Genomic DNA, 14,122 nt, shown 5'->3' with positions numbered 1-14,122 from the left:
GGAGGTCGACTACGGTCCCGGCCTCGACCCCGAGCGGCTGAGGCTCTGCCTGGAGGTGCTCGCCGAGCTCGACGAGCTGCACGTGGACCATCCGGACGCGATCACCGTCCGCAAGGCCGTCGGCGGCATATTCCGCACCCTCAAGCAGCGCCGCCGCCAGGAGACCCGGGCCCGCAAGACCGCCAACGACCGCGCGGTCACCGCCCGGACGGCGACCGGCGCACCGACCCGGATCGACGACGAGACGGCCGGCGCCTTCGGCCTCACCACCGCCACCACCACCGAGATCGCCGGCATCCTGGAGCGGCCGCGCTCCTGCTACACCTGCAAGCAGCGGTACGTCGAGGTCGACGCCTTCTACCACAACCTCTGCCAGGACTGCGCGGTCAAGAACCGCGCCCGCCGGGACGCCCGCGCCGACCTCACCGGCAAGCGCGCGCTGCTCACCGGCGGCCGCGCCAAGATCGGGATGTACATCGCGCTGATGCTGCTGCGCGACGGCGCCCACACCACCATCACCACCCGCTTCCCCAACGACGCAATCCGCCGCTTCAAGGCGATGCCGGACAGCGCCGAGTGGATCCACCGCCTCAAGATCGTCGGCATCGACCTGCGCGACCCGGCCCAGGTGATGGCGCTGGCCGACGAGGTCGCCGCCGACGGCCCGCTGGACATCCTGATCAACAACGCCGCGCAGACCGTGCGCCGCCCGCCGGAGTCCTACCGCGAGCTGGTGAGCGCCGAGTCCGCCCCGCTGCCGGCCGGCGAGCTGCCGCAGGCCACCACCATCGGCCGCTTCGGCAGCGGCAGCGTGGACCTGCCCGCCCTCCCCCACCAGGCGGGCGGCGAGGCGCAGCGGATCGCCGCCGAGGACGTCACCTCGCTCGCCCTGGTCACCGGCTCCGCCACGCCCGAGCGGATCGCGGCCGGCACCGCGATCGACGCCGGCGGCCTGGTGCCCGACCTCGCGGACACCAACAGCTGGGTGCAGACCATCAGCGAGGTCGGCCCGATGGAGCTGCTGGAGGTCCAGCTCTGCAACTCCACCGCGCCGTTCATCCTGATCAGCCGGCTGCGCCCGGCGATGGCCGCCTCCCCCTCCCGCCGCAAGTACGTGGTCAACGTCTCCGCGATGGAGGGCGTGTTCTCCCGCGGCTACAAGGGCGCCGGGCACCCGCACACCAACATGGCCAAGGCCGCGCTCAACATGCTCACCCGCACCAGCGCGCAGGAGATGTTCCAGACCGACGGCATCCTGATGACCGCCGTCGACACCGGCTGGATCACCGACGAGCGCCCGCACCCGGACAAGATGCGCCTCGCCGACGAGGGCTTCCACGCCCCGCTCGACCTGGTCGACGGCGCGGCCCGGGTGTACGACCCGATCGTGCGCGGCGAGGCCGGGGAGGACCTGTACGGCGTCTTCCTCAAGGACTACGAGCGCGCCAACTGGTAACCAGCCGAAGGAGAAGGCGAGTTGAGCACAGCACAGACCGCACCGCTACTCGGCGCCGGGATCGTCGTGCCCACCGGGGACGGTCGGGTGCTGATCGGCCGCCGGACCACCGCCGGGGAGCCGCCCACCTGGAGCCTGCCCGGCGGCAAGGTCGACCCCGGCGAGTCCTTCGAGCAGACCGCGGCCCGCGAACTCGCCGAGGAGACGGGCATCGTGCTGCCCGCCCGGTCCATGCGGGTGCTCGCCGTCCACCTCGACCACGAGCTCGGCCGGCCCCGGCTGACCGCCGCCGTCCTGGCGCCGCCCAGCCTGGCCGAGGCCGTGGTCACCGAGCCGCACGCCTGCGCCGGCTGGGAGCGCTTCCCGGTGGACGCCCTGCCCGAGCCGCTGTTCTACCCGTCCGCGCTGGTGCTCGGCAGCTGGCTGCCGGGGCTGGCCGTGGCGCGGGCGGCCGGGACGCACGGCTACCCCGTCTCCCGCTGAGGGCGGGTGACGGGGTGACGCGCCGGCGTGGCCCGGGGTGGCGCGCCGGGCGCCCGTGGTGACGCGCCCGGATCAGCCGTTGCGGGCCGCCTCCGGGCCGGTGATCCGCTTCAGCAGCGGCAGCGTCGAGGCGATGATCCCGAGCGAGGCGGCCAGCCCGAAGCCGGTCAGCCCGTAGTAGGACGGGCCCGGCGGCACCAGGGCGTACTCCTTCTGCGCCTCGAGGAACATCGCCGCGGCGGCGAAGCCCGTCCCGATCGCGAGCGCCGACACGACCAGCAGCGGCAGCGCGCTCTCCAGCGCGACCACCCGGCGCAGCAGCCGCAGCGGCGCGCCGGCCAGCCGCAGCATCGCGAACGGCCGCCGGCGGTCGGAGAGGCCGGCCACCACGCTCACCGCGAGGCTGCACCCGGCGATCGGCAGGGTGGTCAGCAGCACCACGTTCGCCAGCTGCCGCCAGGCCTGGAGCTTCTTCTGCCCGGCGGACGACCAGTCCTCGGCCAACCGGGTGTCGTAGCGCGGGAACTCCCGCGTGAACAGGGTCCGCAGCTGCTCCTTGGCCGCCGGGGAGCCGTCGGTGGTCGCGTAGACCAGCCGCACCGGGAACGCGGAGAGCTCGGCCGCGGAGAACGGCGCGGCCGGCCACTCCTGGTCGAAGGCGGCCGCCAGGTTGACCAGCTGGTACGGGTCGACCTCCGCGACGGCGGCGCCGGGCGCGCAGTGGCCGACCACCGGGACCTGTGCGAGGTCCGCGCAGCTCACCAGCGCGCGCACGATCCCGTGCCGGTCCCGCAGGCGGGTGCCGGTCGGGTCCTCGTGCACCACGGCGAGGCCCTGCAAGCCCGGGACGGCCCGGGCCCGCGCCGGCAGGTCCGCGGGCACCGACGGCGCCAGGGCCATGTCGTCCCGGCCGCCGTACGGCACGACCACGATCGCCTTGCGCACCTCGGGGGCGCCGTTCAGCATGCCCTGGTTCGCATTGATGGTGCTCATGATGCCCAGCGTCGCGGTGGTCACGAACAGCGCCAGCACCAGACCGGCCACCGAGCGGAAGCCCGCCCGCGGGTCGTCCGCCAGCCGGCGCATCGCGATCAGCGAGGCCGGGCGCCGGGTGCGCGCGGCCACCGCCCGGGCCGCGGCCATGGTCAGCCACGGGCCGGCGACCACCAGGCCGAGCATCACCAGCACGAAGCCGGTCAGGTAGGCCGTGGCCTGCCCGTCGGTGGTGCCGGGCCGGTGGTGGACGACGAAGCCGAGCTCGGCCAGACCGGCCACCAGCGGCGTCAGCCGCCAGGCGCTCGGCGGCTTCGGGGTGACCCGGCGGGCGACCCCGAGCGGCGAGACGGTGACCCGGCGCAGCGCCGACCGGGCGGCCGGCGCGGCCGCCGCCGGCACGGCCAGCAGCACGCCGACCGCCTGCGGCAGGGTCAGGACCAGGTCGGAGGCGAAGAAGCGGTCGCCGGTGAACGGCACCCCGGCCACCAGCGGCCTCAGCGCGGCGAACAGGCCGAAGCCGAGCAGCGTGCCGACCGCCGCGGCCAGGGTGGACTCCACCGCCGAGATCACCGACACCTGCCCCGGCGTCGCCCCGACCAGGCGCATCGCGGCGTAGCGCTGCTCCCGGGTGGCGGCGGACAGCCGGGTCGCGGTGCCGATGAAGACGAGCACCGGGAAGATCAGCGCGGCGGCCACCACCGTCAGCACCAGGACCATCGCGTCCCCGTGCACGCCGGCGCCGTAGCAGTCGTCGTCACAGGTGGGGGGCAGCGCGGTGGCGACGCTCGTGACGGTGGTGGCCCGCGGCAGCGCCGCCACCTCGTCCGGGGTGCGGCCGACGATCACCGCCAGGGTGTCCGGGGAGGGCAGCGCCTCCTCGCCGAGGGTGCCGGCCTGCTGCCCGGGGAGGCGGTCGCCCAGCTCGACGGCCGGGGTCTCGCGCAGCAGCTTCTGCAGCGCGGGCGAGGCGTAGTACTCGCCGGGCGCGGGCAGCCGGCTCAGTCCGGGCAGCGACGGCGTGCTGGACCCGGTCGGGGCGACGTCGGCCCGGAAGAGCGACCGCCCCCGGAAGTAGTCCATCCGGGCGGCCCACCGGAGCGGGTCCACCGGGGCGGCCGCGGTCGCGCCCCTGACGCCGGTGTTCATCCAGTACTGGCGCTCGTTGGCCCGGTCGATCGCGTTCACGCCGGAGAAGGTCGACAGCAGCAGCCCCACCCCGACCGCGACCGCCGCCGCGATCATCAGCAGCCGGGCCACCGCCTCCCGGCCGCCGCTGACGGCCAGCCGGAGCGCGAAGGCGATCACGGTGCCACCGGGCCGGCGGAGAGGGAGCGGGCCCGGCCGTCCCGGACGACCGCCTCGCGGTCCGCGTACGCCGCGACCCGGGGCTCGTGGGTGACCAGCACGACGGTGGTGCCCTCCTCCCTGGCCGCGCCCACCATCAGGTTCATCACCTGCTCGCCGGTCAGCGAGTCCAGCGCGCCGGTCGGCTCGTCGGCGAACAGCACCCGCGGACGGGCCACCAGGCCGCGGGCCAGGGCGACCCGCTGCGCCTGGCCGCCCGACAGCTCCCCGGAGCGGCGCTTCTCCAGGCCGTCCAGGCCCAGCCGGGCGAACCACGGCCGGGCGTCGGCCAGCGCGGCGGACCGGCGCACCCCGTTCAGCAGCAGCGGCAGTGCGACGTTCTCCTCGGCCGTCAGCTCCGGCACCAGCTGGCCGAACTGGAAGACGAAGCCGAAGGTGTTCCGGCGCAGGGCGCTGCGCTCGGCCTCCGGCATGGTGTCCAGGCGCCGCCCGTCGAACAGCACCTCCCCGGCGTCGGGCACCAGGATGCCCGCCAGGCAGTGCAGCAACGTCGACTTGCCGGAGCCGCTGGGGCCCATCACGGCGAGCACCTCGCCGGCCCGGACGGCCAGGCTGGCCCCGCGCAGCGCCGGGGTCTGCCCGAAGGAGAGGGCGACGTCCCGGGCCTCGATCACCGCGGTCATGCCGTCACCTCCTCGGCGAGCGCGTCCAGGCGGGCGGCGGTGAGGTCGATCCAGCGCAGGTCGGCCTCCAGGTGGAACAGGCCGTGGTCGGCGAGCAGGGCGTCCACCAGGGCTCCGGTGCGGCGCAGCTCGGTGAGTTCGCGCATCCGGCGCAGGTGGGCGGCGCGCTGGGTGTCCAGGTAGTGCTCGGCGTCGCGGCCCAGCATCAGGGCCAGTACGACCTTGGTGAACAGCACGGACTGGAGGTTGGGCTCGGGTGCGACCGGCTCCCGGAGCCAGGTCTCGAACTCGGTGGCCCCGGTCTCGGTGATGACGTACCGCTTGCGCTCCGGGCCGTCACCGGGCTCGGCCTCGCCGGCCACCACCTTGCCGTCGCGGGCCAGTCGGCCGAGGGTCGCGTAGACCTGGCCGTAGGGAAGGGGCTTGCCGCGCCCGAAGAGGGCGTCGTAGTCGCGCTTGAGGTCGTAGCCGTGGCTCGGCTCACGCTCCAGCAGCCCCAGCAGGGTCAGAGGAACACTCATGGGGGGAACATACACCCGACGTATACTCCGAGTGTATATCTGGGCAGAATACGGCTCCGACCTGGGACGACGTCAGACGCCTTGCAGGCAGGGGGCGGAGACGACCCGACAGCCGGAGACGGCACAGGCAGGGGGTGACCCCACGACCACCCCCTGCCCCGTACCTCGGCCCGGCGCCCCCACGGCCGACCGGGCCTCGGCCGCGCCCAAGCACCGGGAGGGCGCCGCCGCTGACCAGCCTGCCCGACCGGGGCGGCCGCCGCCGAGGGCCGAACGTCCCGGCCTCGGGGCCGAGCGGCCCTGGCGTTGCTACGAACGCGCACGACTCTTGTGCGCGGGGGGCCGCCGGGTGGACATTGGGGCGTAACCGCCCAGCCTCCCCGCGCCCCTGAGGAGCCCTCACCGTGTCCAGCACGCCCCGTCCCGCCCGGCCCGCGCCGCCCCCGCGCCGCGCCGGCCGCGGGTTGCGGCGGGCGCTCGGTGCCCGGCACGAGCCGCTCGCCCGCCCCGTCGACCGCGCCCGGGCCCGCGCCTGGCTGTGCGCCGCGCTCGGCGCCCTGCTCGCCCTCGCCCTGTGCGCGGGCGCCTCCCTGCTCCTCTACCGCGCCACCGCGCACCAGGCGGACGCCGACCGCGCCCGGCTGCACCGGGTCGACGCCGTGGTCCGCGCCGTCCCGGACCGCACCACCACCGCCGGGAGCCGCCTCACCGGCGGCTACAGCAACCAGCTGGACGTCGACGCGGCCTGGACCGCCCCCGACGGCACCCAGCGCGTCGGCACCGTCCAGGCCCCGCACTCCGCCGTCACCGGCAGCCGCATCCCCGTCTGGGTCGAACCGGACGGCACCGTCACCGCCGCGCCGGCCGCCCGCGCCGCCCTCGCCGTCTCCGCCGCCTGCACCGGCGCCGGAGCCCTCCTCGTGCTCCTGGCCCTGCTCACCCTCGCCCTGCGGCTGCGCCTCCAGACGCTCGACCGCCGGGCCGAAGCAGCCTGGACCACCGAGTGGGCCCGCCTCGAACCCCTCTGGAGCGGCCGCGCTGGCCACCGCCGGGAGGACTGAGCCCCGGCGCCGCCGCCCTCCGACCGGGCGGCCGAGGGCGGCCGGCAGGCCCCTCCCCGCGGCCGCCTGCTTCCGGGTCAACGTCGAGGGCGGGCTGCTCGCCGTCGGCGACGGCCACGCCCGCCAGGGCGAGGGCGAGGTGTGCGGTACGGCGGTGGAGGCGGCGATGCGCACCACCGTGATCGTCGACCTGGTCAAGGGCGGCGGCCCGGCCTGGCCGCGCCTGGAGAACGACGACTACCTGATCAGCACCGGATCCGCCCGCCCGCTGGAGGACGCGTTCCGGATCAGCCAGCACGACCTGGTCGGCTGGACCGGCGAACTGCTCGGCCTGGACCAGCTCGACGCCTACCAGCTGGTCAGCCAGGCGGGGCTGGCTCCGGCGGCCAACGTCTGCGACACCAACCACACGACGGTCGCCAAGCTGCCGAAGAGCCTGCTCGGCCGGGCCCGCGCCTACGACGGGCTGCACGCGCGCCTGCGCGAGACCGCGGCCGCGTACCTACGGAATGCTCCGGCCGGAACCGCCTCGACCCCGCGAACAGCCGTCCACGGGCGCCCCGAAGGACACCCCTCGCGGCACGCCCGGGGCCCCTGGACACCGCCACCCTGACGGCTCGCCCGCAGTCCCGGCCGTCAAGGCGCGAGCGCGCCCTCGACTGTCGGTTCACCGCCGCTGCCCGGGCCCGGCGCCTCGGGGGCCGGGCGGCCCCCCTCCGGCGCGGACGTGCCGGGTAGCACGCGGGACGGCCCGGGGCAGGCCCGGCCGGGGCGGGCCCGGCCGGGGCGGGCCGACGCCGGCTGGACCGTACGGCCGACGCCGACACTGACGCCGTGCACCCGCCACCGGGCGCGCCCCCGACGATCGGTTCACCGCCGCCGCCCGGGCCCGGCGCCTCGGGGGCCGGGCGGCGACGCGCAGGCCGACCCCCTCCGGCGCGGACGTGCCGGGTGGCAGGCGGGACGGCCCGGGGCGGGCCCGGCCGGGGCCGGGGCGAGCCGACGCCGGCTGGACCGTACGGCCGACGCCGACACCGACGCCGTGCACCCGCCACCGGGCGCGCCCCCGACGATCGGTTCACCGCCGCCGCCCGGGCCCGGCGCCTCGGGGGCCGGGCGGCCCCCGGCGCGGACGTGCCGGGTGGCAGGCGGGACGGCCCGGGGCAGGCCCGGCCGGGGCGGGCCGATGCCGGCTGGACCGTACGGCCGACGCCGACGCCGACGCCGGCGCCGTGCACCCGCCACCGGGCGCGCCCCCGACGGTCGGTTCACCGCCGCTGCCCGGGCCCGGCGCCTCGGGGACCTGGCGGCGACGCGCAGGCCGACCCCCTCCGGCGCGGACGTGCCGGGTGGCAGGCGGGACGGCCCGGGGCGGGCCCGGCCGGGGCCGGGGCGGGCCGACGCCGACGCCGTGCACCCGCCACCGGCCCCGGTCAGCGGGCCCGGGTCCAGGCCGGGGCCGGGGTGGGCCTGCCGGCGCGGTGGGTGAGGGCGGCGACGGCGAGGAGGAGGGCGAGGGCCAGGGCGAGGGCGACGGGGATGTCGGCGTGGAGGACCAGGACGGCGCCGAGGAGGGCGCCGGCGAACATCCAGACGGCGGAGGCGAGCCGGCGGGGGCCGGTGCGGTCGGCCGCGAGGGCGGTGATGGTCATGGTGAGCACGGTGGTGGTGAGGTCCGGGACCTTCAGCGCCCGCACCACCGCGTTCTGCCCGCCCATGGCGAAGCCGAGCAGCCCGATGAGCGTGTAGCGGGCCGGGTCGCAGGTGTGGCCGGCCGCGGCCGCCAGCACGGTGGCCGCCGCGACCAGCACCGACTGGACGGCGACCGCGGCGGCCAGCAGGCGGCCGCGGTGGCCGGGCAGCCGACGGGCAAGGTGGCCGCCGGCCAGGGCGCCGAGCAGGAAGGCGGCGAGGGCGGCCAGCGAGGCGGTGGCGGAGAGGTTGGCCGCGCCGGCCAGGGCGAAGCCGAGGAACACCACGTTGCCGGTCATGTTGGCGACGAAGACGTGGCCGAGTTCGAGGTAGCTGACCGCGTCCACCACCCCGGTGACCACGGTCAGGGCCAGGAGCATCGGCACCAGTGGCCCGTGCTCGGGATCGGGGGTCGGCATCGGTCCTCCAGGCGGGTCGGTGACGGCGGACAGCGGTGGTGCTCGGGTGTGGCGGACGGCCCTTCGTACCGCCCCGTCAGGCGAGCACCGGGTTGCCCGGGTCCTCCGGGTCCTCGTCCAGGTGCCAGTGCAGGTCGCGGACACCGGGCTCCAGGGACAGCCGGGTGACGACCTGTTCGAGCGCCGGGGCGACCTGCCCGGTGATCGCCACGGTGGCCCGCAGGCTGGTGGCCTCGCCGCTCTCGGTGCGGCGGGCGCGCAGGCCGGTGGGGGCGAGCCCGGAGGCGGCGAGGGCCTGGAGCAGCAGGGCCCGGATGTGGGTCTCGGACTTGCGGTCGCACTCCAGGTGGAGGGTGGCGCGGACGGTGGAGTCCGGGTCGCTCCCGGACTGCGGGGCGCGGTCCAGGAGCCGCCCGGCCGGGCGCAGCACCAGGTGGACACCGAGCACGCCGAGGGTGCCGAGGACGGCGAACCCGAGCTTGCCGGAGGCGGCCAGCACCCCGACGGCGGCCGAACACCACAGCGTGGCGGCGGTGTTGAGGCCGCGTACGCCGGCGCCGTCGCGCAGGATGACGCCACCGCCGAGGAAGCCGATGCCGGAGACGACGTACGAGGCGACCCGGGTGGGGCTGCCGGCGTCGCCGACGGCCTCGCTGTAGAGCACGAACAGGGTGGCCCCGGCGGCGACCAGGGCGTTGGTGCGCAGGCCCGCCATCCGGGCCCGCCACTGGCGTTCGACGCCGATCAGCGCGCCGCAGGCGACGCCGGTGGCGAGCCGTACCAGGAAGTCGACGGTGGTCAGGGTGTGCACGGCGGCACCTCCTTCGCGGACGGAGGGGGACGGACGGCGGCCCGCGCCCGGCACCCGGGCGGGGCCGGGACGACCTCGATGATGGCCACCGCCGCGGCGGTCGGCGGGGAGGCGCGCAGGGCGCGGCCACCGAGCGGTCGGGGCCGCACGGCGGCATGACGGCGCGTCGGGCGCGCCGGGTGCCACCCCTCGGCCCGTCGGCCTCGCGGCGCCCGGGTCGTCCCGAGCATAGACCGCCTTCGAACGACCCGGGCCGGGTTCCCGCACCGTCCTCGACAGCTTTGTAGAAGTTTGACCGAATCCGATCGGCCTCCCCGGAGCCGGGAACCGGGCCGACTTGCACCACGTCCTCCGGCATATATAGTTCACCGACATATGCAGTTGAGCAGCTCACGAGGGGGAAGTGTGTCCCACACCGATCCGACCCGGCCCGCACCCGTCCTGTGCCTGGCGGGCGTCACCCGCGTGCACGGCCGCGGCGCGGCCGAGGTGCACGCCCTGCGCGGCGTCGACCTGGCCGTCCACCCGGGCGAGTTCGTCGCCGTCATGGGCCCGTCCGGCTCCGGGAAGTCCACCCTGCTGACCCTGGCCGGCGGCCTGGACCAGCCCAGCGAGGGCGAGGTCCGGGTGGAGGGCGTCGCGCTCGGCGGGCTCGGCCGCGGCCGGCTCGCCGACCTCCGGCGGCGCTCGATCGGGTACGTCTTCCAGGACTACAACCTCATCCCGGCCCTGACCGCCGCCGAGAACATCGCCCTGCCGCGCGAGCTCGACGGCGTCCCCGGGCGCCGGGCCCGCCGGGAGGCAGTGGCCGCCCTGGAGGAGCTGGGCATCGGCGAGCTCGCCGACCGCTTCCCCGACGACATGTCCGGCGGCCAGCAGCAGCGCGTCGCGATCGCCCGGGCGCTGATCGGCGAGCGCCGGCTGGTGCTCGCCGACGAGCCGACCGGCGCGCTCGACTCGGCCACCGGCGAGGCGGTGCTCGCCGTGCTGCGCGCCCGCTGCGACGCCGGCGCCGCCGCGATGATGGTCACCCACGAGGCGGCCCACGCCAGTTGGGCGGACCGGGTGGTCCACCTGCGGGACGGCGAGATCGCCTCGGAGGCCCCCGGCCGCCGCTCCTCCGCCCGCCTGACCGCGGTGCAGCCCTCCGGCGAGGTGGCGTGGTGAGGCTCGGAGCCTGGCGGGTCGCCCTGCGGATCGCCCGCCGTGACGCGCTGCGCGCCAAGGGCCGCAGCGCGCTGATCGCCGCCATGATCGCGCTGCCCGTGCTCGGCGTCACCGGCGCCGACGTGGTGCACCGCAGCGGCCAGCTGACCCCGGCCGAACGGGTCGAGCGGGTGGTGGGCGGCGCCGACGCGCTGGTCACCTCGCTCTACCCGGGCCAGCCGGTCGAGCAGGCCCCGATCGCCGAGGACGGCGCCTTCGCCGTCCAGCCCCGGCCCGGCGAGCAGCCGACGCCCGAGCAGGAGAAGGGCGCGAGCACCGACCCGGTCACCCTGATTGGCTCGCTGCTGCCGCCCGGCAGCGCGCTCACCCCCGCCCGGCCCGGCCCGGAGGCCGGCGCGACCTCGCCCGAGGGCATGGTCCGCACCCTCACCACCGAGGCCGACCTCGGCGACCCGATCTGGCGCGGCCGGCTCGACCTGGTCGAGGGCCGCGCCCCGAGCGCCCCGCACGAAGTCGCCGCCACCCGGGCCTTCCTGGACCGCACCGGGCTCAGGCCCGGCGCCACCACCACCCTCCAGGGCCTGGAGCACACCGCGTACACCGTCACCGGGGTGGTGGAGCACCCGGGCGAGCTGGGCAGGGTCGAACTCGTCGCCCGGCCCGGGGAGTTGATCGAGCCGCTGAACGCCGCCCTGGAGGCCGGCGGGCCCGTCGCGGAGAAGCCCTCCGCCACCCGCTCCGCCTGGCTGGTCCGGCTGCCGTCCGGCGCCGCCCTCGACTGGGCGAAGGTCCAGCAGTTCAACGCCCACGGCTACACCCTGACCGCGCGCTCGGTGGCGCTCGCCCCGCCGCCCGAGCGGGCCGTCCCCTACTACCGCGACGCGTACCGCTACAGCGACCCGACCGCCGCCAACAACACCCGGGTCGTCGTCGCCACCGTCACCGGCATGGCGCTGCTGGAGGTCGCCCTGCTCGCCGGGCCCGCCTTCGCCGTCGGCGCCCGCCGCTCGCGCCGCCAGCTCGCCCTGCTCGGCGCGGCCGGCGGCAGCCGCGCCCACGTCGGCGCGGTGGTGCTCGGCGGCGGCGTGGTCCTCGGCACGGTCGGCGCGGTGGTCGGCGTGGCGCTCGGCACCGCGGCGGTCGCCGTCCTGCGGCCGTGGATCGAGGAGATCGGCGGCGTGCGCTTCGGCCACTTCGCCGTACCGCCGCTGGACCTGCTCGCGATCGCCGGGATCGGGCTGTTCACCGCGCTGATGGCGGCCGCGCTGCCCGCGCTCCAGGCCGCCCGGCGCAGCGTCACCGCCGGCCTGACCGACCGGGACACCGTCCGCTCCCCCAGCCGCCTGGTCACCCTCGCCGGCCTGGCGCTGCTCGTCCTCGGCGCCGTGCTCGCGCTGTACGGCGCCGGCGCGGTGCAGCGCGGCCAGGTGGGCGCGGGCGGCTACGACACCCGTACGCTCACCGTGCTCGGCGGCTCGGTCGTCGCCGAACTCGGCCTGCTGCTGTGCACCCCGATGCTGGTCGCCCTGATCGGCCGGGCCGCCGGGAAGCTGCCGCTCGGGCCCCGGCTGGCCCTGCGCGACTCCGCCCGGCACCGCTCGCGCACCGCTCCGGCGGTGGCCGCGGTGATGGCCGCGGTGGCCGGCGCCGTCGCCATCGGCGTCTACACCACCAGCACCGACGCCGAGAACCGGCGCGACTACCAGCCGGAGACCCCGTACGGCGCCGTCCAGCTGGTCAGCCACGTCGACGGGCCGAAGCTCGCCGACGAGCGCGCCGAGCTGGAGCGGCAGCTGTCCGGGCTCGGGCCGCGCGGCGACCTCGGCGAGGTGGAGTACCGCTTCTGCGACAACTGCTCCAGCGTCGTCCAGCTCAAGGGCCCGGCGGAGCGGCGCGGCCTCGGTGCGCCGCCGCACCTGGCCGCCGGCGACGCGACCGTGCTGCACAACCTCTTCGCCGTCCACGACCCGGCCGCCGAGCAGGCGCTGGCCGCCGGGAAGCTGCTGGTCTTCGACCGGGCCCTGGTGGGCGCCGACGGCAAGGCGGTGCTGATGCTGCGCGGCGGCGGTGCCCCGGTGCAGCCCGGCGAGACGCCCAAGCCGGAGCTCCAGGAGGTCCCGGTGGACGCGGTGCTGGTGGACAACCCCGCCGCCGCCGAGTTCGCCCAGGGCCTGGTGCAGCCCTCCGCGCTGCCCGGCCTCGGGCTCACCGCCCGGCCGACCGGCTCGGTCTGGCTGCCCGCCACCCCGCCCGACCGCAAGGCGCAGCAGCGCGCCGAGGCGGCCGCCGTGCGGCTGGACCGGCTCGCCCGGCTGACCGTGGAGCGCGGCTACCAGCCGAAGAGCGACGCGCTGACGCTCGCGCTCACCGGCTTCGCCGGGCTGGTCGTGCTCGGCGCGGCCGGGATCGCCACCGGCCTGGCCGCCGCCGACTCCCGGCAGGACCAGGCCACCCTGGCCGCGGTCGGCGCCCCGCCGCGGATCCGGCGGACCATGGCGGGCCTCCAGTGCACCCTGATCGCGCTGCTGGGTGCCCTGCTCGGGGCGGTGAACGGCTTCGTGCCGGCGGTGGGCCTGCTGAAGTCCCGGGCCGGCGGGTTCGGGGCGAAGCCGGCGCTGGTCAGCGCGCCCTGGTTCGAGCTGCTGCTGATCGTGCTGGTGCTGCCCCTGGCCGCGGGGCTGTGCGCCGCGCTGTTCACCCGCTCCCGCGTCCCGCTCGGGCGGCGGCTGTCCTGAGCGGGCCGGAGCCCCCGGAGGCGCCGGACACGGCTTGGACACCTGCCGGGCACCGGCCGACACCACTTGGGCACCCGCCGGGCACCAACCGGATACCGCCCCGAACGCGCCGGGCGCCCCTCCCCTTCACCCGGGGGCGGGCGCCCGGCGCTCGCCGTACCATGGGCCGCGTTCCGGCGGCCGAGGGCGCCGACGGGCGCTTCGGCGAGGGAGTAGAAGGCGGTGCTACGGGGGTTCGGCGATCTGGAGGCCGAGATCATGGACCGCTTCTGGTCCTGGGGCCGGCCCGCCACGGTGCGCGAGGTGGTGGACGACCTCCAGCGGGAGCGGGCGGTCGCGTACACCACCGTCACCACGGTCGCGGACATCCTGCACACCAAGGGCTGGCTGCGCCGCGACAAGGTCGGCCGTGCCTGGGTCTACCAGCCGACCTGCACCCGCGAGGAGTACACCGCCCGGCTGATGCACCAGGCGCTGGAGACCAGCCCCGACCGGGCGGGCGCCCTGCACCACTTCGTCGGCCGGATCAGCGGGGACGAGGCCTCGGCCCTGCTCGCCGCGCTCGAACAGGCGAGGTCCCGGGGCTCCGGGTGACCCTCGCCGCTCGGCTGCCACCCGCCCTGCGGGAAGCGGCGCCGCCGCTGCCCCGGTACCCGCCGGTCTGCGCTCCCCACCCCCTCGGGGCGCCCCGCGGGCCCATCGGCGTGGGGGTGCCGACGGGCCCGGGGGTGGGGGCGGGGTGGGGGTCCGTGGGATTTGCCGCGACCTTGACCCGGGTGCCCGAACCCGCGCT

General features: G+C 76.9%; 11 protein-coding genes and 1 pseudogene. 7 read left to right on the top strand and 5 right to left on the bottom strand.

Annotation, left to right across the window (positions count from 1 at the left end; translation table 11 throughout):
* Positions 1 to 37: 37 nt before the first annotated feature.
* Together ACH5AR_RS28590 and ACH5AR_RS28585 are read left to right on the top strand one after the other, a co-directional pair.
* Complete coding sequence (locus ACH5AR_RS28590; protein ID WP_396304426.1) at positions 38 to 1,456, top strand: SDR family NAD(P)-dependent oxidoreductase; 1,419 nt, start codon at positions 38 to 40, stop codon at positions 1,454 to 1,456.
* A gap of 21 nt (positions 1,457 to 1,477) precedes the next feature.
* Positions 1,478 to 1,939: an NUDIX hydrolase gene (locus tag ACH5AR_RS28585; RefSeq protein WP_396304405.1), complete on the top strand. Its 462-nt coding sequence runs from the start codon at positions 1,478 to 1,480 to the stop codon at positions 1,937 to 1,939.
* Between the two features lie 72 nt (positions 1,940 to 2,011).
* Here the strand turns inward: ACH5AR_RS28585 and ACH5AR_RS28580 are convergent, their stop codons facing one another.
* Genes ACH5AR_RS28580 through ACH5AR_RS28570 form a run of 3 tightly spaced genes read right to left on the bottom strand, consistent with a single transcriptional unit; the run spans position 2,012 to position 5,444 of the window.
* Positions 2,012 to 4,240 (bottom strand): FtsX-like permease family protein, encoded by a 2,229-nt coding sequence (locus ACH5AR_RS28580; protein WP_396304404.1) that lies wholly within the window; start codon positions 4,238 to 4,240, stop codon positions 2,012 to 2,014.
* A complete protein-coding gene (locus tag ACH5AR_RS28575) occupies positions 4,237 to 4,923 on the bottom strand; it encodes an ABC transporter ATP-binding protein (protein ID WP_396304403.1) in 687 nt (228 codons plus the stop codon). Before ACH5AR_RS28575 ends, ACH5AR_RS28580 begins: the two co-directional genes overlap by 4 nt.
* Complete coding sequence (locus ACH5AR_RS28570; RefSeq protein ID WP_396304402.1) at positions 4,920 to 5,444, bottom strand: PadR family transcriptional regulator; 525 nt, start codon at positions 5,442 to 5,444, stop codon at positions 4,920 to 4,922. The genes ACH5AR_RS28575 and ACH5AR_RS28570 overlap by 4 nt, the downstream gene beginning before the upstream one ends.
* 404 nt (positions 5,445 to 5,848) lie before the next feature.
* Here ACH5AR_RS28570 and ACH5AR_RS28565 point away from each other — a divergent pair, with 404 nt between their 5' ends.
* On the top strand, positions 5,849 to 6,505 hold the full coding sequence (locus ACH5AR_RS28565) for a hypothetical protein (RefSeq protein WP_396304401.1): 657 nt from the start codon (positions 5,849 to 5,851) through the stop codon (positions 6,503 to 6,505).
* A 67-nt stretch (positions 6,506 to 6,572) separates the two neighbouring features.
* Positions 6,573 to 7,010: pseudogene (locus ACH5AR_RS28560) on the top strand (acetamidase/formamidase family protein); the annotation flags it as partial.
* Between the two features lie 928 nt (positions 7,011 to 7,938).
* On the opposite strand, the gene ACH5AR_RS28555 reads toward ACH5AR_RS28560, so the two are convergent.
* On the bottom strand, positions 7,939 to 8,616 hold the full coding sequence (locus ACH5AR_RS28555) for a YoaK family protein (RefSeq protein WP_396304400.1): 678 nt from the start codon (positions 8,614 to 8,616) through the stop codon (positions 7,939 to 7,941).
* A gap of 76 nt (positions 8,617 to 8,692) precedes the next feature.
* Positions 8,693 to 9,427, bottom strand: coding sequence for an MgtC/SapB family protein (locus ACH5AR_RS28550; RefSeq protein ID WP_396304399.1), 735 nt, complete (start codon positions 9,425 to 9,427; stop codon positions 8,693 to 8,695).
* Between the two features lie 375 nt (positions 9,428 to 9,802).
* On the opposite strand from ACH5AR_RS28550, the gene ACH5AR_RS28545 reads away from it, so the two are divergent.
* From ACH5AR_RS28545 to ACH5AR_RS28535, 3 genes are all read left to right on the top strand, one after another.
* Positions 9,803 to 10,594, top strand: coding sequence for an ABC transporter ATP-binding protein (locus ACH5AR_RS28545; protein ID WP_396304398.1), 792 nt, complete (start codon positions 9,803 to 9,805; stop codon positions 10,592 to 10,594).
* Positions 10,591 to 13,329: an FtsX-like permease family protein gene (locus tag ACH5AR_RS28540; RefSeq protein ID WP_396304397.1), complete on the top strand. Its 2,739-nt coding sequence runs from the start codon at positions 10,591 to 10,593 to the stop codon at positions 13,327 to 13,329. Before ACH5AR_RS28545 ends, ACH5AR_RS28540 begins: the two co-directional genes overlap by 4 nt.
* Before the next feature lie 258 nt (positions 13,330 to 13,587).
* On the top strand, positions 13,588 to 13,923 hold the full coding sequence (locus ACH5AR_RS28535; RefSeq protein WP_396304425.1) for a BlaI/MecI/CopY family transcriptional regulator: 336 nt from the start codon (positions 13,588 to 13,590) through the stop codon (positions 13,921 to 13,923).
* Positions 13,924 to 14,122 lie beyond the last annotated feature (199 nt).

This window comes from Kitasatospora sp. NPDC018619 (assembly GCF_044391605.1).
Classification (GTDB): Bacteria; Actinomycetota; Actinomycetes; order Streptomycetales; family Streptomycetaceae; genus Kitasatospora.
This window is presented reverse-complemented; position numbering and strand designations above follow the sequence as displayed.